This is a genomic window from Pseudoalteromonas sp. S1727 (genome assembly GCF_005886375.1).
GTDB lineage: Bacteria > Pseudomonadota > Gammaproteobacteria > Enterobacterales > Alteromonadaceae > Pseudoalteromonas > Pseudoalteromonas haloplanktis.
In genome coordinates this window covers 45,328-65,668 of record NZ_PNDT01000054.1, presented here as the reverse complement: position 1 = coordinate 65,668, position 20,341 = coordinate 45,328, and the positions used below count along the sequence as shown (strand labels likewise).

Here is a 20,341-nt window from a genome sequence, read left to right as displayed (position 1 = left end):
CGGGGCCGCAAGGCCCTTTCTCGATCTTGGTAAGCGGTAAGCGGTAAGCGGTAAGCGGTAAGCGGTAAGCGGTAAGCGGTAAGCGGTAAGCGGTAAGCCAAGAAACTAATCAATCCAGATTTTATGTCAAGACTTACCTTAAACTCAGACTGCTTCAAACTTATAGCATAAAGCTTAAAACTCCTACGGCACACTATGCCCTGTAGAGCTCTGCCAAATACGATACCATTGCTCACGGTTTAATTTTAACCGCTTAGCTGCAACCGCAGACTCAATACGTTTGATATTGCCCGTACCAAGTACTACCGATGGTGCACTTGGGTGCATTAACAACCAAGCATAAACGACTTGGTCAATTGAGCTTGCACCAATTTCATTGCCAACTTGCTCAAGTACGTGGCGTAGACGAATGGCTTTTTCATCGTTTTCTGCGAACAAGCGCCCGCCTGCCAGCGGCGACCAACACATAGGTTTTATATCGAGCAACTGACATTGATCCAACGTGCCATCATCAAGCGCTTTCATTTCATAAGGTGAAAACTCTATTTGGTTAGTGACCAATTCAAAGTCCAAACGTGACTGCAATAAACTCAACTGTGAAGGAGTAAAATTAGATACCCCAAATTCCAGTACATCACCATTTTGCTTAAGAGTATTAAATGCTTGAGCAACTTCATCTGCATCCATCAAGTAATCAGGGCGATGAATAAGTAATACGTCTAAACGGTCGGTATTAAAGTGCTTAAGGGATTGCTGAGCTGAAGTGATGATATGCTGTGTACTTGAATCGTAATGATTAGCTTGGCCTGCTAAACCAAGACTCGGGAATGCAGGTTTAATACCGCACTTGGTAATAATTTTAATCTCATCACGAATACTTGGCTTTAGTGCCAACGCTTTACCAAATTCGGCCTCGCAGCCGTATTCACCATAAATATCAGCATGATCTGTATGTGTTACACCCGCTTCAATTGCTTGCTCAAGAAAGCTTAAACACTGTGACGGCGTAATTTTCCAATCTAATAACCGCCAAAAACCAAGTACTAATTGTTCTATTTTTCGTTCAGAGCTGTTCATTATTTTCCTTAATGCTATTTTATGGCCTGTAATGAAGTAAGTGATATCACTACTATTTAGCCGCAATTACGGATTGCATATATTTAATTCTACCTATTTTATAAAATATTAATAGCGGTTGTATTACATTGAAAAGCTTATAGGAACGGTCAAGGTTAATTTTAGACCTGCAATGCTTGCTGGTGGTTGAGGTAAGGGCTCAGCTCGGTAAACTAATGCAACAGCTTCTTTATCTAATGAGTCTATTCCAGAACTATTCACTAAGTAGACATCCAATACCTTACCAGAGCGGTTCATGGTAAAAGTAATGGTTGGTACACCTTGGCGACGCATTCGTCGAGCTGATCTTGGATAGCGCTTTTCTTTTTCTAACTGTAAATAGAGCATTTGTTGCCAATTTAGCTTTTCTTGCTGGCCTTGGTGGTTCAATGGCCCCTGTTGCTGAACCGCTGCTTTGTTACTCAGTAGGGCCTCTTTTGCTGTTGGCACAGCTTGCGCTTGCTTTTGTACATTAGCATCGGTTTGCTCTGTTACAGTTGCATTCCCTAGACTCTTTTCTAATTTTTTGCTCTGCTTTTTAGCTTCATTTTGATCAAGGCGCTTTTCATCAACCTCAAGTGGCTTTTTATTATCTACCTTAGCTAGTTTTTTATCTGCTTTAAACTCAGAGCGACTATGTGCAGCGGCTCGAACCTCGGATTTTGGTCGCTTATTAACTTCTTCTGATTGCTCCGCTTGGGGTTGATTTGCTTCTGAGTCTTGTTGAGTAACTCCAACATTTTCATTATTCATGGTGTGCTTTGGAGAAGCTAAAGGAGCAATAATACTTGCAAGTAATGGTGCGGCTACAACATACGTGGGTTTGTTGTTAGTTTCAGTTTTATAAAATCCAGTCCCAACTATAACAAAATGCAAAAATACGCTGAAAATAATGGCAATATAAAAATATCGCGGACTCTGTGTTATAGATTGTAATGACTCAACTCTACTCATAAACTACCCACCAGTAACAATTCCCTGTCTTTGAGCGATTAATACCAGCATTAAATCACTCTTTAGATATATACCGAACGAAGCACCTAAACCCGTAATTTTATTTTCGTTCTTTTATTGAAACCCAAAGAGATGAACGATAATCAACCTCAATAGGCAAGATCTCACTTAGGTGCAGCAGAGCCTTATCTGTATTCTTGGTTGAAAAAGTTCCTGTTACTCTATACTTAGCAAGCTCTGGCGATACCCGAACAATGCCTCGTCGATAACGCGACAGCTCTGCTATAAAGTCAGTTAACTTACTGCTATTAGCTTGAATTTTATGCTCAAGCCACAGTGCTTTACTACTATGCAAATTTCCAACTGGCATAATTGCCTTACGACTAAAAGCCGCTTGTTGCATGGCTTTTAATTGTATTAGCTGAGCAGTTTGCAATGGTCGTAACTCGACAATTCCTTCATATACACTTACAACGGTGTCATGCTCTTGCTGACGTACAGTAAAAACAGTTCCTATAGGTACTACCTTACCATCGCGCGTAGTTACATATAAGGATGCTCCATCTTGCGCACTAGCAACCCAAATTTCACCTTTAAGTAAATGCAGCCTATGCTCTAAATGCTCAGAATCTAAATAAACAGCAGTTTCAGTATTTAAGGCTATAACAGTGCCATCTTTTAATGTCACAGTTTTGGTTTCACCGATAGCAGTTGTATATTTTTGGCCATTAGGTTGTTCAGCTCGCCCAGCGAAAATTAAGCCAAGGTTTCCTAATGTGAAAAGCCCGAGTAGCAACGCTTGTCTACGTGAAACCCCTGTGACAGTACGGGATAACACAGTACGGCTTAACTTTGACTGCGGGGCTTTAAGAAAGGTAGCTTGTAGTTGCTCTAACTGCTGCCACGCTAAAGCATTTTCAGGCTGTGCTTGATACCAAATTTGAAAAGCATTTTTATCGCTCTGGCTAACATCATCTGCCCATAGTCTAGCCATCCATGTCGCAGCTTGCTGTATTGTATCTGGCGATATTTTTGCCATGATTAAAACAACATTTCTAGATTAACCATTAAGCAGCTCTGCAATGCTCTGGCTATGTATTTTTCTACCGATGATACAGAAACATTTAACTGCTTTGCGATTTGCTTGTAACTCATGTTTTCAAGCTGACGCATTAGTAATGCTTGGCGTACTTTATCCGGTAATTGCTGTAACAACATATCGATTTCAGTTAATGCTTCAATGATCAATAACTGCGATTCAGGTGAAGCTGACATTGCAACAGGATCATTTGCTATTAACTCTAAGTACGCGCTTTCTACACTACGCTTGCGATACAAATCTATCACCAATCCTTTAGCAATATGTGTTAAGTAACGTCGTGAATCTTGCATACTTGGTAATGTTGCTTTAGCTAACAAGCGTAAATAAGTATCCTGTACTAAATCTGCAGTGGCTTCAGGACAACCTAAACGACGTTGAATATAAATAGACAGCCAATTACTGTGTTTTTTATACATATCATCAACACTAGCAATATTGACAGGGTTGCTTATCACTCTGTACCACTCCAGTAAAACTTAATGCGAATGATAATACTTACTAAATAGATTTAATTCAAGCCAAACCTCTATCTGACTTGATTTAATCTATGAACAAAGCGTATGTAGGTTGTAGGTTTAGCCATTAAAACTTTTTCTCAAACTTTAAACTGACACTATTTTTATCATAGCTATATAACCAATCGACATTACTATTAACAGTAGTATGATTTAAGGTAAAAATTGGTGTCATGCTAAATACGGCTAGATTTGGCATGCTTACAATCAGTGTGTAATTTTGTTCAAGATCTTTGCGCTTTTGTACCAGTAAAGCACTATATTGCTCATATTTACGCGCCCTGAGTGATGCAAATAAAGTTGCTTCTACCCCTTTACCCCAGCGTTTATTAACACCAAATCGACTCGAAAATAATTGGTATGCATGTACCTTCTCATTATTATTTTTTTTACTGTAATCAAGTCCGCCAAACAGTAGCCACTGCTCATTAAGTTGATACCAAAGAGTGTTGTAATTTGCTAATTGTGTACCAGATTGGTAGCTATAGTGCTGCGGTTGATAAGATTGCTGCTCAATTTCAAGCTCAAGTTTTATATTTAGTTTTTTTGAAAGGTTTTTTAGCCAATCAAGCTTCATACCAGCAGCACTGTAAAGCGTGCTATTACCTAAAGCATTGTATTTAAATTGCCCTGATGCTGAAAATTGCTCATAAGCCGTTTGATAGCTATAACCTAAGTTAGCAATCACTGTGTGCTCATTATATTCACTGTTATTTAAATAATTACTGCCATACGCAAGACCTCGAAAACTCAACCCGTGATGACCTGAAAAAGCAAATCGCTTACTAATATTAGCATCAAAGTCAATGCCCTCTCCCGATATTGCAGGCGGGGTTTTTCGCTCGATTAAACACTCTTCAGTCGGTAGCCAAAGCAAACACGTATAACTTTGTGATGATTGATTTAAGTTATCGCTAAAGCTTGGCCCTAGCGCAAAAGACCCTCGCCAAGCTTGGCGATAGTTAAGCGCATCAATAAAACTATTTACAGTGTGGCGCACACCGTCAACCTTAGGGTTGTCATTTGGTAACTGCTCAGCAATATGTTCAAACAATATAAGCGCATCAGTATTTTTATTGTTATCAAACAACACCCGTGCTAACTCTAATTGACTAGGTAAAAAATCTTGTTGTTGAGCCAACACAGCCAAGTGTTGCTGCTCAGCTTCGTTTAAACGTCCAGCAGATCGAGCAATAGCACCTTGCGCATAATGAACTAGCATCACATCGTAATTTTCTAATGCCACATAACGAGATAACAAACCTTTTGCTGCCGGCCATTGCTTATGCTGAATTAAAAAATAGACTGCTTGGCCCAACTCATGAACATTGTTATTAACTTGGATTTGTTGCCCATTAATTGTAAAAGAGGAAGATTTAGCTGAATCATGCGCCGCATCGGCAACGATTGAATGTTCATTTTGTTTTATATTTTGATCTATACGTTGCTGTAAATGTAATCGCGTTTCAGTCGATGCAGATAAAAGAGGGGAGTTTAACACTAACATTACTACCCATAATTGCACTGTATTACGGTAATAATGACTTTTATTTTGGTGGCTCATAATAATACTCAAAAGCGTCAATTAAAGGGGCTAAATATTAGCCCCCAACTAAATAATTGCGATTACTTTTTAGTTCCACCAAACGCAGTATCTAATTGACGATCAGCAAAGGTAGCAATACCTGCAAGTGATGCAGCGTCAGCACCAAAGAAATGGCCTTCGCTATTACCAAATACCGTACCATTGGCAAGCGCCGTTCCTGAAAAAGCAGCAGTAGATGTCACGATATCTGCATCAATGCTCACTGAAAGCGCTGAATTAGCCAAGCTACCTGTTAACTTTTGTGCACCAAAGTTAGCCGTAAAATCCCCGGTTAACTGATTACTACCGCTAAATTTATTAACCCCTTTAATGGCATAACTAGCCGTGCCGCTTACTGGTACTGTCGTGTTGGTACTATTGCCAACATAATATACTGCGCGGTCGTTGCCATTACCGTTAAAATCTTGTGACCATTCTCCAAACCAGACATCGCTAGTACCTACTTTTGCAAAATTAAATGCACCAATACCACCATGACCCATGCTTAAAGAGTGAATACCGTTAGTTGGTTGGGCATAAGCTGCTAACGCCTGAAAATCGACTTTCTGTTGAGTAGAGCCCATTGCCGCAATGCCAATACCAGCTCGCCCTGCTACATGAGGACCACCATTAACCGTAGACTCTCCTACTTCAATGTTGGTATTGTCATTTTGAGTACCTACGTAGTTTGCTTGAGCAGCAAAGCTAAAAGTGGTTGTAAGTACGGCGAGTGTTGCGAATAACTTGTTCATTTTTCAGTTCCTTTTAAATAAAAAATCAATGAAATAAAAAAGCACGACTGAGGTACTTTCATTAACTACACCGAACGAAAAACAAAAACCCACAAAAAATAATAACTATTTAGTTTGTGGGTTTATTTTTTAAGCTAATCAACTAAGTTAATTCAATAAAATTAAAAGCTCATTTGTAGTTTTAACTTCACTGTTCTTCCTGGAGCTGGAACACTCGAACGTACCAATGGGTCAATATAATAGATATCAGTCAAATTACTGGCGACTAACTCAACGTTAAGGCGTTCACTCCAGCGATACTTTGCGTATGCGTCAAAAGTCAGCGCTTTATCTCGCTCAAGATCTTCTTCACTTTTACTTGCTGATAAATAAACACTTCGTAGCCCAGTTTCCAAAGCATTTTCGAAATAACGACCACCAAGGCTTAAATTAACAGAGTCATTAGGAATAGCTTGATCACTTAAGTAACCATCCGCAAAACCAGCATGTACACAATTTGGAATTGAGCCCTCGACAGGATCCTGAGTAATTGCAAGGCTTTCATCACAGACTTCATTTTTAGTCATGTGAGATAAACTTAAATCAGCAAAAAACGAACCATTGTCATAGCGACCTTGAAACTCAAACCCTTGCAGCGTTTGCTTATCAATATTATAAAAGCGAAGTAAATTACCTGAGCGTTCTATGACATCTTTTGTTTTATGATGAAAGTAGGTTAATTTAATGTCCCCTTGTTCAAAGTTATGTACAAACGCAGTTTCATAATTATAGGTATGCTCTGGTTTAATATCTGTATAAGGGTTGTTATTAGCCGAGAAGCCTAAAGTACTTTCGAACATACTCGGGAAGCGAATACCCTCGGTATAACGTATGTACACTCGACTATGTTCATTAAGTAAATAGGTTGCAGCAAATGCTGGAGCCCAGTGACTGCCCTTTTTTTTACCGCCATCAATTTGCTTATCGTACTCATTAACAGGCCCACCTGCTTGGCGACAACTGCCTTCTATATAATTAGCTACGTTATTCAATTCACCGTTAACACATATATTATTCGCTCTGCGGTATTTTCCCTCACCGTTATGTAGCCATGGCTCTAAGACCGCTTTGTGTTTTTTTCTACGCTCACTCTCTCTAAAATCGAGGAAATTATCTAAGCCTGCGGGGTTATCAACAAAAAAGCTTGAATCACCATACTGCTCTCTCTCTTGCTCTCTTAATTCTTGATGTTCCGCTTCTGTGTAAGCTGTTTTATATTCTAAATATACACCTTCAGCGGCAGAGTGCTCTTTCGTAAAGCGCTCATCCTCAGCCGCGATTCGGCTTGATAAAAAGTCATCAATCGCCCAGTAACTTTTATAACTAGCACCGGCAGTAAAAATTAACGAATCTGTTGGCATCCATTTAAAATTAAACTGCCCTTCAAGTTCTTCACGTCTGCCCTCTCGAGGCCAATGCTTCCAACCATCAATTGTACCGCGGTATTCGTCTTCTGAGCGAATTTTATGATATTGATAACGTGCTGACATCGTTAATTCCAGCTCATCTGACAGCATCATTTGGTTACTTACATCAAAACCAAAACGGTTCTCACGGTTATTGGCAACGGCTGTATTACGAATTATTGGACTTGCATTTGGATCCGCTAACTCCCATATTGCATTAGCGTAATTTGGGAACCCCCCAGCAGAATTAGTATTGCTAATTGTATGAGTGCTCCAGAGGTTTGAAGTGACATTAATAAGCTTACTTTTCGGGTTCCACTGATATTTTATGTTATAGGCTTGTGCTTCAACTTTACTAAGAGGCCACTGTGCCATCTCACCATTTTCACCTATGTCACCTGCTCGACTTGCCATAATTTCACCGTATTGCGCATTTGTTACACGTGCACCTAGGTTTAATTGCTGGTTTTCACTAATATTAAATTCACCTTTGAGTAAAAAAGACTCCAACTCGCTGGATGTATTTGGCACTTCATAACCTGGTCGTTGACGGTGCGCTAGAGAACGCGGATTCATTTTAGTAATATTGAACTCTTGGTCATTAGGCTGATTATAAAACTCTGATTTTTTTGTTCCACTAAAGTAGTTACCCTTATTGCGATATGCATAGGCGGCGAGTAATTCATAGTTATCTTGACGCGTAGCTAGCGCCAAACGATAGGCGTAGTCTTCACCTGACAAAGGATTTTTTTCCTTATCACTACTCATTTCCTGCCATAATGACGGATCTCCATAAGCAAAATTTGGCGTCATTTGCGGGAAACCTTCTACTTCTTTGTAATCTTGCCCGGTGAATAAAGTTGGCAACTTAGGATCAACGGCGTTATTACTACTCTCAACAACAATGCCACCGCCAAAAGACTCGCCTTCAAGTAGCACATCGGTTGCCGCAATTGTACTGATCAACACCCCACCACCAACAGAAGTATGCGCATTTGGAGTAAGTGAAGGGCCTTTTATTGCTTTAATGCTGCCAATTAAATTTGGATCAACATAATTACGGTTTGAAACGCCTCGATAACCTCGCCATACTGTTATTGCCTGCTCTGTCCCATCGATTGATAATGGCACTCGCCCTGGACCTTGTACGCCACGAATACTTGGGTCAACACCACCACCATTTCGTGCATCGCCGCTGTATATATTGAGCATACCTTTGAATAAATCAGCAGCATCCTTCCCTTTGTATCTTTCGATTTCATCTATTGACGTATATACCGTTGATATATCATCATCATATACAGCATGCTTACCTGCTTCGTCTCTCGTAATACCATGCTCACTGTGCCCCGCTACATTAATTGTATTTAATGTCATACCGTTGGCACTTGTTAAAATACGATAAGAACCATCAGCTTGAATAACACTATAAAGCCCGCTATTCGCGAGTAACATATTTAATGCTTGTGCTGAATTGTAGCTACCTTGGAGTAAAGGGCTTTGACGGTTTTGAGATAAACTCGCGTCTAAATGCAGCTCTATACCAGCAATAGTTGCAAGCTTATTTAAGCTATCATCTAATTTTCCTGCTGGGATATTAAAAGAAAATACATCCGTTGTGGCTGCGTATGAGATTATAGGTGCTGCTAAAGTAGCTACTCCTAGATGAGCGCTGAGTAATAGCGTGAGTAATTTAGGCTTTGATAAAAACTGCATGTCGGCTTCCTTTCGTTTTAATTGTGTATCAACTAAGCGATACACCGAATGAAAGTGACAAATCCTCAATATAGTTCTATTTATTTTTGCATTGTTTATATTTTAGAAAACAGGTCACAAGCAACATTATTAACTGCGTGTAACCTATTCAACTACTTAACGTACGACCATAGGCACCTTTGCACAGCTAACTTCAACTGTTTTAGGATACCAAATAGGGCCTACTTCATTTACAACCAGCTCGGCTAAGCCATTAGTAAACGATTTGTATGTGTGGACACTTTGCCACTGCGTATCTGGGCAAATAGCTGATAAATCAACTGCGTCGGAGCCCTCATAAAGAGCGGCGGCAAAGTTGTGATGCCACTGCTCACTTTTATGATTATTAGCTAAATCATCATATTCACCATTATCAAAGTGAATATTTGTGCAACCCGTTAAAATCATCATGAATATACACATTATTAAAAAGCTTAAGCTCTTCATATTTCAGCTCCTTTAACTTGTTGTTCATTACACCACACGCTAATGGTATGGGGAGCATAAATGCCTAATGTTACTAATCCTAACGCGCCGTCGGTAAATGTTTGCTGAGACTGCATTTGCACTACAGCTTGCTCGCCACAGACTTTTTTCACATCAACACGTTGCTCACCAACCAGTCCCCACATAAAAAATGGCCGACTATCTTGATAAGTCGGTTTTGAGTTTAGTTTAGCTATTTTTTGTGGTTGAATTGTTACGGCCGAACAACCTGCAAGCACTAAAAATAACAAACCAGCTATAAATATTCGCATTACTTCATCCTAATTAATTTATTGATACGAAGTGTAAAATAAATGCGTACTAAAAAAAGTAAGAAACTGTATTGAAAATGTAGACAGCAAGCAGTATTCACTAGCTTGGCAAGCTCTTATAGGAACTTTATCGTATTTATGGTGCCTAATATGTAGATAACACTCTTTTTAGCCACATTGCTTTAAGGTAATTGATGCAGATAAAATCACTTTTTCTTGTTACTTGTGTTACTTCTGTAATTGTTTTGCTAAGCATCACAGCTTTGGCCAGCACACCACAATCAGATGAAGACAAGGGCTTTACTGAAACAGCACATACACCCACGCAATGCGCCCAACAGCTTCATGCCAGCAGGCAACAAACATATAGTAAAAAATACATTATCCCTGAACAGCTTAACCTGCTGAGTTGGAATATTTATAAAGCGCAAAATAAAGGGCTTTATCAAGATCTGGCACAGTTAAATGAGCAGGCCGATATGGTGTTGCTGCAAGAGGCGATTGCAGATTCACAACTAAGTACACTCAAACCATACTGGCGCTTTTCACCCGGTTACAAAAGTGGCGTTCAACAATCAGGCGTGATGACATTAAGCCGCTGGCCTGCAACCGTGCATTGTACATTTACTCATACTGAGCCTTGGTTACGCAGCCCTAAAGCAACCAATATCGTTGAATATGCAATGGCAGGTCAACAACGCTTATTAAGTGTAAATTTGCATGGCATAAATTTCACGCTAGGTACTGAGAACTACCAACAACAAATCGAGGCTGCCGTACAAGTGATGCAGCAACACCAAGGGCCGATTATTTTTGCAGGTGATCTCAATGCATGGAGCGATGCGAGACAAGCTGTGGTGGTAAATGCTTTAAGCAAACTCGGGTTATCTGAAACGCTCTACCTAGACGATAAACGCACTAAAGCGTTTGGCTTAGCCCTTGATCAAGTGTGGACTCGTGGTGTAACCATCAGCACAACTCGCGTACCGCAATATCAAAGTTCGGACCACAACCCAATACAGGTAACACTTCACCTAGACGAGGCTGAAAATGAAACATCTATCCCGTAATATACACATTCTTATCGGCTGTCTTTTACTCTGTATTAGTCAGCTAAGTATTGCCGCAAGCGCAGAACAAGAAGTGAATCACTTAATTAGTTTTATTGAGCAAAGTCAGGCCACCTTTATTCGTAATGGCGATGAACATACCAGCACAGAAGCCGCTGAACACTTAGCCATGAAATACCGCAGAGCCGGGCGCTATGCAAAAACAGCTGATGATTTTATTGACAACCTTGCCAGTAAAAGCTCATGGAGTGGTAAGCCTTACACTGTGATCCTAGCTAATGGCACTACAGTTACCGCCAATAAGTGGTTAACCGATGAATTAACACGTTTTAGAAATACAACAAAGCCGCAATAAGTGCGGCCTTGTTGTTTTTAAAAACCAGTCAACTAACCTAAAACTTAGCTAGGTTATCAACACTGTCTTTATCAATTAACTTAACAAAGGGATCAACCCCCGCGAATAGCGGCTTTTCTTTCACCTTTAATTCAATTGTATTGGTGCCTGTTACAAGCCGATGCTTTTGTGAATAAATCACAAAGTCTTCTGCTAGTAGGTTTTCAGGATCATCGTTGAATAATGCAATATCAATCATTTCATCAAGTGGCTGGTCTGTTTCTTCCCCTTGACCATCAGCACGCTTTTTAGCAGCTTCAACAGTGAGTGTTACCGTATATAAACCGTCACTATCAACCTCATCAGATACTTTCGCTTCTTTCATGGTGAGCTCATATAAAGTGATATACATAAACTGATCATCAATAAACGCTTGCTCTGCGGGAGTCGCATCACGCTTTAAATAGCTAAGTAAATCAAGCGTAGTAGGATAAGGATTATTTTGATACTTAAAGTCACTAACAAACTCTTTTAAGATACGATTCAAACGTTCCTCACCAAACAGATCATGCATGGCCATCATCACCACTGAACCTTTTTGGTAATAAATATGCGCTTGAGTTTCTACTTTATACAACGGCATTTCTTGATACGCTTCAACCGAGCGACCTTGTAAATACTTATCAAGCTCATACTTTAAGAATTTACGTAGCTTTTGCTCCCCGTATTTTTTCTTAAGCACCATAATTGCGCTGTATTGCGATAGGCTTTCTGACAATACCGCTGCACCTTGTACATTAGCGCCGGTAACCTGATGCCCCCACCACTGGTGCGCCACTTCATGCGCTGTAACATAATACGGCACATCAATCTTACTGCTATCTCGGTTATCAGTAATAAAACCAATTTGCTCAGAATAAGGTACGGTATTTGCAAAACTTTGTGCAAATGACTGATAGCCAGGGAACTCAATAATACGCATTTGCTTATGTTGATAAGGACCAAATTCAGCAGAAAAATAATCAATTGAATCAGTAACCGACTCAATCATACGATCTACGTTCCACGGATGGTCTTGATGGTAATAAACTTCAACATTGACTCCGTTATGCGTTATTTTTTTAGACTCTAAACGAGCAGATAAAATGGCATAAAAGTTTATTATTGGTGAATCCATTTCATAACGGAACGTACGTCGCCCATCAGTCACGGTTTCACTTTTTAAATAACCAGGGGCAATTGCAAATTGCGACTCATCGGTAGTAATGGTTGCAGCAAAGTTGATAAAACCGCCATTCGCGCCAAACATGCTTTGCTTATAATACTGAGTGTCTTCAAGTTTATTAGCGCGCTGTAACTCAGGTAAGCCTCGTTTACGGCGCTCATGTTTATCCGTTAATTGATAACTGTCGTTATAACCAAAGCGTGGGAATAAGCGCCAATTATCAATAAAGGTACCATTAGCAACAAGCTTAGTATCTGTAATGTTATCCGCAAAACCTTGGTGGCTGCGCTCAACTGAAATCTCACCTTTGCGCACTTCACCAGGCATTAACGGCTGGGTAAATTCAAACCACGCTGAATTATAGTCAGGTAATTGTTCAACAATTTCGCCACCGGCAATTTTAACGCCCCACTGTGGGCTGCTATCCGGTTTACTTACCAAAAAGCGCTTAATCGCTTGGTCACTGGTATTGGTAATAAGTACATTGGCTGTGGCGAGCATTTTACGTTGCTGCGGATATATCTCCACATTAAGTTCAACATCAGTGATTATCGGCAGTGGATCATTTTCATACTGTACAAACTTCTGCTCATATTCAACTTGCAAGTTTTCTAACTGATCTTCTGTGTAAAAATCATTCAGCACTCGTGTGTTGTAATAAATTTGTGCACCTGCAGCGACAAATACCACTAAGCCAAGCACGGTTATAGCCTGCCCTTTGCGACCTAAATTATACTGTAACTGCGCCAAACGATTGCGTAAGCTTTGCGACGGACCACGGTGCCACAATGCAAGCCCAATAACGGCTAGCACCACACTCAAACCACCCCAATAAAGTGTGTACCATGCCACCCCAGTTAAGTAATGACCATAGCCATTAATATCAGAATAAGGAGCTGGACTTGACTGAGCGAAATGAAACATATTATGACTAAAACCATAATTACTCAGTACAATTGAAACTAAATAATACAGTGCAAATAATCCCATCCCGATATATTTATTGGCACTCACTATTTGCAAAAAGAACGCCATAATAGCGAGCATCACAAAAGGTAAGAAAGAAAAATAACCCAACCTAAACAGATATTGCCCAAGCTCTAAATTAAACTGCCCTTTAACTAACTGCACAACAATGGTCAGTATCATGCTAAAAACATAAAGCAAGCCAATAACACTTACTAAAGCCAATAATTTAGAAACCCAAAACACGCTATTGTGTACAGGGAAGCTATCGACAATATCGCCCATCCCGCTGTTACGTTCACGCCAGACTAATTCAGCACTGTAGTACACTATAACAATGGTGATTAATAATCCGATTGCGTTTTGAATGATCCCTACCATATTTTGGGTAACAGGCCAGTTAACTGTGCCATACCAACCAATCGGTGCGAATAAAGGCACAATTAATACGGCTAAAGTAATAAGGCCTAAAATTAAAAATGGCGCACTGATCACGACATGCTTAAATTCAAAGACGCAGCGTAATAATAGTTGCTGTTTGAACGAGCTTGCGCTTGCTTTGTGATTCACCGAAGAGGCAATCAATGCAGCCTCTTTTTGTTTAGTAAAATTAGACGCTGCGAGTTTTTTCTTCTCACGTTTAATAACAATACGTGACGACAGTTTTCCAGACGCAAAAAATATAATAATAGCAAGGGCAATCCATAACACCCGGTTAAAAAGTAAAACACCCGTCAGTTCTAACGTTTGGCTATTTTTATCACTTGCAGTCCAATAACGAGTCACATCAAGTAATGAGCCACTAGCAAAAGGATCGGCATAGCCTACAATCCAACGAAACGCTAAATCATCGAAGTAAACAGATATCGTTGAATAGGCAATTAAAAAAGCCACAGCGGTAAGATATACCGCCATCATTGAACGAAAATATGTGGCCACACCATTAAAAATAGCCGCTAAAACAAACAGACTAGGCACTGCGATATAGAAATAAGCAGTTAAATAATAATGTAGCTTATTAGCCCCGACGAGCTCAGGATCTAGCCAGCCAACCAGTAAACCAAAGCCTGAGCCCAAATATATTCCCAGCGGTACAAACGCAAAAATAAGCGCAACAACACAGTACGCACCTAAAAAGCGCCCTAATTGATACATTAATGGCTTGAAGGGCTTGCTAAAAACAAGCTCTGACATATTAGTTTCATCATTACGAATCGCAGAACCAGCAACAAAGTTTACCACCAGAAAAATAGCAAACTGCAGTAAGCCACTCATTAGCATCAAAATACTAAATGGTGAGTTTACATTGACATTACTGCCACCTAGCAAGAAGTTATCACTGCTACTTGCAAAGAAAGCCGCTAAAAAGAAAATTAGCGTGGTCACATAAAATGAAGGCTGACGTATAAAATAACGCAGCTCAAAGGTAAGCATATTCAAAAACATGATATTCCCCTACGCTGCACTGGTATTACGATGCTGATGCAAAGTAGAAAAATACACATCTTCTAAGTTGGCTTGGCTTGCAGAAAACCCTTCTGGGGCTTGCTCACTATATACATTTAAAATTGTTTGCCCTGCAAACAAACGCTTAGAAATAACAGGTAGATGCTGCTCTAGCTCTTGCGCTTCAGTTTGGCTCATTGTTTTGTGCCAAATTTTACCTTGCAGCTTATCGGTCAGCGCAATAGGATTGCCTTCAAGTAAGATTTTACCGCTAGCGAGGACCGCCATGTTAGGGCAAAGCTCTGCCACATCTTCAACGATATGAGTTGATAATATAACTACTTTCTTCTCGCCCAAGCTTACTAGCAAGTTATGAAAGCGATTACGTTCTTCAGGATCAAGACCTGCTGTAGGCTCATCAACAATTAATAAATCAGGATCGCCAAGTAATGCTTGCGCAATACCAAAACGTTGGCGCATACCACCAGAAAAACCACTTACCGCTTTATTACGGTGTTGATATAAATTAGTGTGAGCCAACAAACCTTCCACTGACTCCTTGCGCTGCGCTTTGTTGTCTAGTCCTTTTAAAACCGCCATGTGATCCAATAAATCATAGGCAGAAACACGAGGATAAACACCAAAGTCTTGTGGTAAGTAGCCTAGTCGCTCCCGTAGTTTCTGTGGCTCTTTGAAAACATCAATACTATTAAAAGTAATGCTGCCCGAATCAGCCGATTGTAAAGTGGCAATACTACGCATTAACGATGATTTACCCGCGCCATTTGGCCCGAGCAATCCAAACATACCTTTTTCAATATTTAAATCAACACCTTGCAAGGCATGCACGCCATTGTCATAGGTTTTCGAGAGCCCTTTAATAGATAGCATTATTACTTCCTAGTATTTAATTATAGTAATTATTTAAGTTCATTAACTTACATTACCAGTAGGTTAGTAACAATAGCGCCAAGTTATAATTTTGTAACAGAATGAAAACAGAAAAGCCGCATAAATGCGGCTTGGTTTCACTCTTTAGGAGAGGTGACTTAATTCTGATATATCACTTAACTAAAATTAATGATTAATATTGTAGTAAATTATTTTCATCTTGCTCATCATCTTGATCGATAGAATCAATCATGATGTCAGCAATTTCATTGGTTTGTTCAATATTATCTTTAGCTAAATACGCATTACGTACGGTATCGTTGTTTTTTGCTAAATACGCTTCACCGATCGAAAAATTATCATCAGTAAAGTTATCAACGGCATCAGCTTTGGCTAATGATTTTTGAATATCTAAATATTGCTGAACCTTGTTGTTAATCGGCTGCTCTATTTGACCAATTGCAGGTACTTCTGGTGTGATAGGCTGAGCATTCAAAGCCCGTGCTTGTGCTGATATTTGAATCACATCAGTCTTAGCGGTTTTCTCTACAGGCGTAGTTTGCGCTGTTGCAACCTGTTTATTTGCATCACTTAAACGCGTGTTAAGTTGATATTGATTAACTTGATTAGCGGCTTGAATGTTCATGATCTCTCTCCATCTAGATCGACACTATATGCAAAGATAGCTGAATATTTTGTGAACACAACGTTCAATAAACAAACAACCCAATCTAAAAAAGCAAAAGTGTAAAGTAGATAGTACTTGCACCTGTTCTCGCCACTAGGTATAAAAATAGCACACACACTTTATAAGAAGCGAAAAGCCATGCAGCAACATGATAATCAGCCACTTAATGATTTTACCGAATACCCTGAAGATGTAATGCTCGAACGGGCAACGGAATTTTTAACCACCAGCCAGCGCCGTCATAGCATTCGTAGTTTTAGCGATCGCCCTGTGCCAAAAGCCATCATAGAAACCTGCATTAAAGCCGCAGGCACAGCACCAAGTGGGGCGAACCACCAGCCGTGGCATTTTGTGGCGATTCATTCTAGTGACGTTAAAAAACAAATTCGTGAAGCAGCTGAAAAACTAGAACGCTCTTTTTATGAAGGCCGCGCAGGCGAAGAGTGGCTTGATGCGTTAAAACCCCTTGGCACAGATGCTAACAAGCCCTATTTAGAACATGCACCGTGGTTAATTGCCGTATTTAGTCAAAAGAAAGGTGGGTTAAATGCTGATGATAAAAACACTAACTATTACGTGCATGAATCGGTCGGCCTTGCAACAGGCTTTTTAATTCAGGCACTGCATAGAGCTGGCCTTGCAACACTCACGCATACACCAAAGCCAATGAGTTTTTTAACCGATATATGCGGTCGTGATAAAGACAACGAGCGCCCTTATATGCTTTTGGTAGCAGGTTACCCCAGTGATGAGGCAACCGTACCTAATCATGCCTTAGTGAAAAAATCGCTGGATGAAATTGCTACGTTTATTTAGCGCCTTCCTCTTTGCAAAACCACTGATACAGCATTGCAATGATCGACTCAACTTTTGGGTCGGTCAAATAGTAATAAATTGTTTGTCCATCACGGCGTGTAGCCACCATCTCGGCTTTACGTAAGCTCGCCAAATGTTGCGACAGCGCAGATTGCGCTAACGGCACACGCTCATTTAACTGCCCTACACTTAACTCATTGTTTAATAGGCTACATAAAATCATTAACCGATTTTTATTCGCCATCAGTTTTAAAAACTGTTCAGCCTGCTGTGCATTATTCGCTAATTGCTCAATATTCATAACGATCCCACTAAAACGTTCTAAGCAAAGTATAGATTTTTACATTAGTAAAATCTAATATAAATAATATTAGGAAAAACTAATATAAGGTATAAATATGAAAGTTAGTGACGGTATTCTTTTACTTGCAGGTAGTATGGTGACAATTTCAGTCATATTAAGCTACTTTGTAGATAGCCGTTTTATGTGGTTAACATTATTTATAGGAGTAAACCTGATCCAAACAGCGTTTACTAAATGGTGCCCACTTATAAATTTTTTGCGCAAACGAGGGTTTACAGACTAATGCTTACTTCAATCCCAGATCTAATGAAAATAATTACCCCCAACCAGCGCCGTATTGATGCTGAGCAAGCAAAGCAAGAGCTTGAGCAAAATCACGGCCTACTAATTGACGTCAGAGAGCCCGCAGAGCATGCAACTAAAGCAGCCACTGGCGCTATTAATATTCCTCGCGGCTTGCTGGAAATGAAGTTAATGGAAATTGAAAAAGACCCTACACGACCGATTTACCTTCATTGTGCCAGTGGCGCGCGGGCAACTTTAAGTGCGGAAGCATTAACCCGTGTAGGGTATGAAAACGTCACTGTGATTACTTGTAACGCAGATACTATTTGCCAAGTATTTTAAAATAACTGGCATCACATCTTCACATAAAAGTCATACTGGTCGGATAAGCTCGTTGTTTTATTTTTAACGGTATAGAGCAATGACGTTTACACGGAGAAGTTTTTTAAAAGCATCGGCAGCGGGTTTTGGCGCTGCCGTTTTATCATTAGGCATCACAGGGTGTACATTTGATAACGATGATGATGAAATCATTGAGGTTAGCTTTGAACACGGTGTAGCCAGTGGCGATCCGCTTAGTGACAGCCTAATTTTATGGACTCGTGTAACGCCTCTTGACTCTGCAACCACCAGCATCAAAGTACAATGGCAAGCAGCAACCGACAGTAACTTTAACAATATAGTTCATGACGGTGAAACCGAAGTAACGACTGCCAGCGACTTTACTCTAAAAGTCGACTTACAAGGCCTAGACGCCAACACCACATACTATTACCGCTTTATTTCAAACGGTAAAACATCACCTACGGGTGCAGGTAAAACATTACCTACAGGCAGTATTGATAAAGTGAAATTTGCTGTTGTGTCGTGCGCTAACTACCCTGCTGGCTTTTTTCATGTGTACGGCGAAATAGCTAAGCAAACAGATTTAGACGCCGTTTTACATTTGGGTGACTATATTTATGAATACGGTAATGGTGGTTATGCTTCACAAGACGCCGCTCTGCTAGGGCGCTTACTACCTGAAGATAATAGCGAAGAAATCATCAGCCTAACTGATTACCGTAAACGTTACGCCCACTATCGTAAAGATAGCAACTTACAAGCCGCTCACGGTAATTGCGCCTTTATAACAGTATGGGATGACCATGAGGTTACAAATGATACCTGGCGTGAAGGGGCAGAAAACCATAATGACGGTGAAGGTGAATTTAACGCGCGTAAAATGCACGCTTTGCAAGCCTACTTTGAGTGGATGCCGATACGTAATGTAGCTGATAAAGAACGTATTTACCGTCGTTTTGAATTTGGTGATTTAGTCTCGCTGTATATGCTTGATACTCGAGTACTCGCTCGCGATGAACAACTAAGCTATGGTGATTTTGATTTAACCAGCGCACAAGGACAAAGCGATTTTGTTAGTGCTGTTAGCTCGCCAACACGCGCATTACTGGGTAGTGAACAACTAACCTGGCTCACCGATAGTATGGCCACCTCAAGTTCAAAATGGCAAGTACTTGGCCAACAAGTGTTAATGACCAAGATGCACCTGCCGTTTGAAGTGCTACAGCTTTTAGTAAGCCTACAAGTAAGCCAAGCTAACGGCGCGGATACAAATGCCTTATTAGCCCAAGCATCAGGGTTATTTGCTGAGCTGGCACAAATTAAAGGCCGTATTCTAGCCGGTGATCCAACGGTAACTGATGCTGAGCGCGCCCGTGTTGATACCACTGCACCTTACAATCTAGATGCGTGGGACGGCTACGCCTACGAACGCGAAGTACTGCTAGGTACGGCAATTGCCACACAAAAGAATTTAGTCGTTCTAGCCGGTGATACCCATAATGCATGGGCTGGGCAATTGACTACTGATGCCAGTAACCCAATTGCCGCCTCACAAAATGCAGGAGTGGAATTTGCCACTTCATCGGTGTCTTCGCCAGGTCTGGAAGAATACTTAGCATTGAACACCCAAGGACCAGAAGCCACAGCGCAAATGGAACAAGTGATCCCATTACTAGTCAATGATTTAGTTTATAACAACCTCGTAGATCGTGGTTATTTAACCGTTACTTTTACCCCAGAGCAAGCCGCTGCCAAGTGGAACTACGTAAGCAGTATTAAAACCGCGTCTTACGCCATGCAAACTGAGCGCAGCAAAGAACTACGTATGCTAGCAGGTCAGCCAGTAATTCAAGGGTAAAGATTTTAGGTGCTAGGGAAAAGGTTCTAGGTGAAAGATTAAAGCAGCCCGGCGATCAGCTGATCGCCGGAGTTATTTGAGTGCAACGAAGCTCCGCGAAAGAGCCCTTTGCGGTAACGAACTCCAGATGC

General features: G+C 40.5%; 19 protein-coding genes. 6 read left to right on the top strand and 13 right to left on the bottom strand.

What is annotated here, in order from left to right; all coding sequences use genetic code 11:
* Window positions 1-183: 183 nt before the first annotated feature.
* From CWB85_RS13640 to CWB85_RS13600, 9 genes are all read right to left on the bottom strand, one after another.
* A complete protein-coding gene (locus CWB85_RS13640) occupies window positions 184-1,077 on the bottom strand; it encodes an aldo/keto reductase (RefSeq protein ID WP_138555187.1) in 894 nt (297 codons plus the stop codon).
* Between the two features lie 123 nt (window positions 1,078-1,200).
* Window positions 1,201-2,070, bottom strand: a complete 870-nt coding sequence (gene tolA / locus CWB85_RS13635) for a cell envelope integrity protein TolA (protein WP_138555186.1) — start codon at window positions 2,068-2,070, stop codon at window positions 1,201-1,203.
* Between the two features lie 100 nt (window positions 2,071-2,170).
* Complete coding sequence (locus CWB85_RS13630; RefSeq protein WP_138555185.1) at window positions 2,171-3,109, bottom strand: FecR domain-containing protein; 939 nt, start codon at window positions 3,107-3,109, stop codon at window positions 2,171-2,173.
* A gap of 2 nt (window positions 3,110-3,111) precedes the next feature.
* On the bottom strand, window positions 3,112-3,627 hold the full coding sequence (locus tag CWB85_RS13625; protein ID WP_249314870.1) for a sigma-70 family RNA polymerase sigma factor: 516 nt from the start codon (window positions 3,625-3,627) through the stop codon (window positions 3,112-3,114).
* A gap of 127 nt (window positions 3,628-3,754) precedes the next feature.
* Window positions 3,755-5,251, bottom strand: coding sequence for a surface lipoprotein assembly modifier (locus CWB85_RS13620; protein WP_138555184.1), 1,497 nt, complete (start codon window positions 5,249-5,251; stop codon window positions 3,755-3,757).
* Between the two features lie 62 nt (window positions 5,252-5,313).
* On the bottom strand, window positions 5,314-6,024 hold the full coding sequence (locus tag CWB85_RS13615; protein WP_138555183.1) for a Slam-dependent surface lipoprotein: 711 nt from the start codon (window positions 6,022-6,024) through the stop codon (window positions 5,314-5,316).
* A 161-nt stretch (window positions 6,025-6,185) separates the two neighbouring features.
* The gene (locus CWB85_RS13610) at window positions 6,186-9,185 is read right to left on the bottom strand and encodes a TonB-dependent receptor (RefSeq protein ID WP_138555182.1); all 3,000 of its coding nucleotides are present in this window, start codon (window positions 9,183-9,185) and stop codon (window positions 6,186-6,188) included.
* A 156-nt stretch (window positions 9,186-9,341) separates the two neighbouring features.
* Window positions 9,342-9,671, bottom strand: coding sequence for a Bor/Iss family lipoprotein (locus CWB85_RS13605; protein WP_138555181.1), 330 nt, complete (start codon window positions 9,669-9,671; stop codon window positions 9,342-9,344).
* Window positions 9,668-9,982 carry a Bor family protein gene (locus tag CWB85_RS13600; RefSeq protein ID WP_016710186.1) on the bottom strand — a complete coding sequence of 105 codons (315 nt, stop codon included), beginning with the start codon at window positions 9,980-9,982 and terminating at the stop codon, window positions 9,668-9,670. The genes CWB85_RS13605 and CWB85_RS13600 overlap by 4 nt, the downstream gene beginning before the upstream one ends.
* A 194-nt stretch (window positions 9,983-10,176) precedes the next feature.
* On the opposite strand from CWB85_RS13600, the gene CWB85_RS13595 reads away from it, so the two are divergent.
* Entirely contained in the window at window positions 10,177-11,052 is an 876-nt protein-coding gene (locus CWB85_RS13595; protein WP_138555180.1) for an endonuclease/exonuclease/phosphatase family protein, read from the top strand.
* Window positions 11,033-11,407, top strand: a complete 375-nt coding sequence (locus CWB85_RS13590; RefSeq protein ID WP_016710184.1) for a YfeK family protein — start codon at window positions 11,033-11,035, stop codon at window positions 11,405-11,407. Before CWB85_RS13595 ends, CWB85_RS13590 begins: the two co-directional genes overlap by 20 nt.
* Before the next feature lie 37 nt (window positions 11,408-11,444).
* Here CWB85_RS13590 and CWB85_RS13585 read toward each other — a convergent pair whose 3' ends face one another.
* The 3 genes from CWB85_RS13585 to CWB85_RS13575 form a co-directional block, all read right to left on the bottom strand.
* Entirely contained in the window at window positions 11,445-15,023 is a 3,579-nt protein-coding gene (locus CWB85_RS13585) for an ABC transporter permease/M1 family aminopeptidase (protein WP_138555179.1), read from the bottom strand.
* A 9-nt stretch (window positions 15,024-15,032) separates the two neighbouring features.
* Window positions 15,033-15,914 carry an ABC transporter ATP-binding protein gene (locus CWB85_RS13580; protein ID WP_138555178.1) on the bottom strand — a complete coding sequence of 294 codons (882 nt, stop codon included), beginning with the start codon at window positions 15,912-15,914 and terminating at the stop codon, window positions 15,033-15,035.
* Between the two features lie 193 nt (window positions 15,915-16,107).
* Complete coding sequence (locus CWB85_RS13575; RefSeq protein ID WP_016710181.1) at window positions 16,108-16,560, bottom strand: hypothetical protein; 453 nt, start codon at window positions 16,558-16,560, stop codon at window positions 16,108-16,110.
* 180 nt (window positions 16,561-16,740) lie between these two features.
* Here CWB85_RS13575 and CWB85_RS13570 point away from each other — a divergent pair, with 180 nt between their 5' ends.
* The gene (locus tag CWB85_RS13570; RefSeq protein ID WP_016710180.1) at window positions 16,741-17,418 is read left to right on the top strand and encodes a nitroreductase family protein; all 678 of its coding nucleotides are present in this window, start codon (window positions 16,741-16,743) and stop codon (window positions 17,416-17,418) included.
* On the opposite strand, the gene CWB85_RS13565 is transcribed toward CWB85_RS13570, so the two are convergent.
* Window positions 17,411-17,719, bottom strand: coding sequence for an ArsR/SmtB family transcription factor (locus CWB85_RS13565; protein WP_138555177.1), 309 nt, complete (start codon window positions 17,717-17,719; stop codon window positions 17,411-17,413). The two genes, CWB85_RS13570 and CWB85_RS13565, sit on opposite strands and share 8 nt — an antisense overlap.
* A 97-nt stretch (window positions 17,720-17,816) precedes the next feature.
* Here CWB85_RS13565 and CWB85_RS13560 point away from each other — a divergent pair, with 97 nt between their 5' ends.
* The 3 genes from CWB85_RS13560 to CWB85_RS13550 all read left to right on the top strand — a co-directional run bounded on the left by CWB85_RS13560 (window position 17,817) and on the right by CWB85_RS13550 (window position 20,210).
* Entirely contained in the window at window positions 17,817-18,005 is a 189-nt protein-coding gene (locus CWB85_RS13560; protein WP_064668485.1) for a YgaP family membrane protein, read from the top strand.
* Entirely contained in the window at window positions 18,005-18,349 is a 345-nt protein-coding gene (locus tag CWB85_RS13555) for a rhodanese-like domain-containing protein (RefSeq protein ID WP_016710175.1), read from the top strand. The genes CWB85_RS13560 and CWB85_RS13555 overlap by 1 nt, the downstream gene beginning before the upstream one ends.
* Window positions 18,350-18,428: 79 nt before the next feature.
* The gene (locus CWB85_RS13550; protein ID WP_138555176.1) at window positions 18,429-20,210 is read left to right on the top strand and encodes an alkaline phosphatase D family protein; all 1,782 of its coding nucleotides are present in this window, start codon (window positions 18,429-18,431) and stop codon (window positions 20,208-20,210) included.
* The last annotated feature ends 131 nt before the right edge of the window (window positions 20,211-20,341 follow it).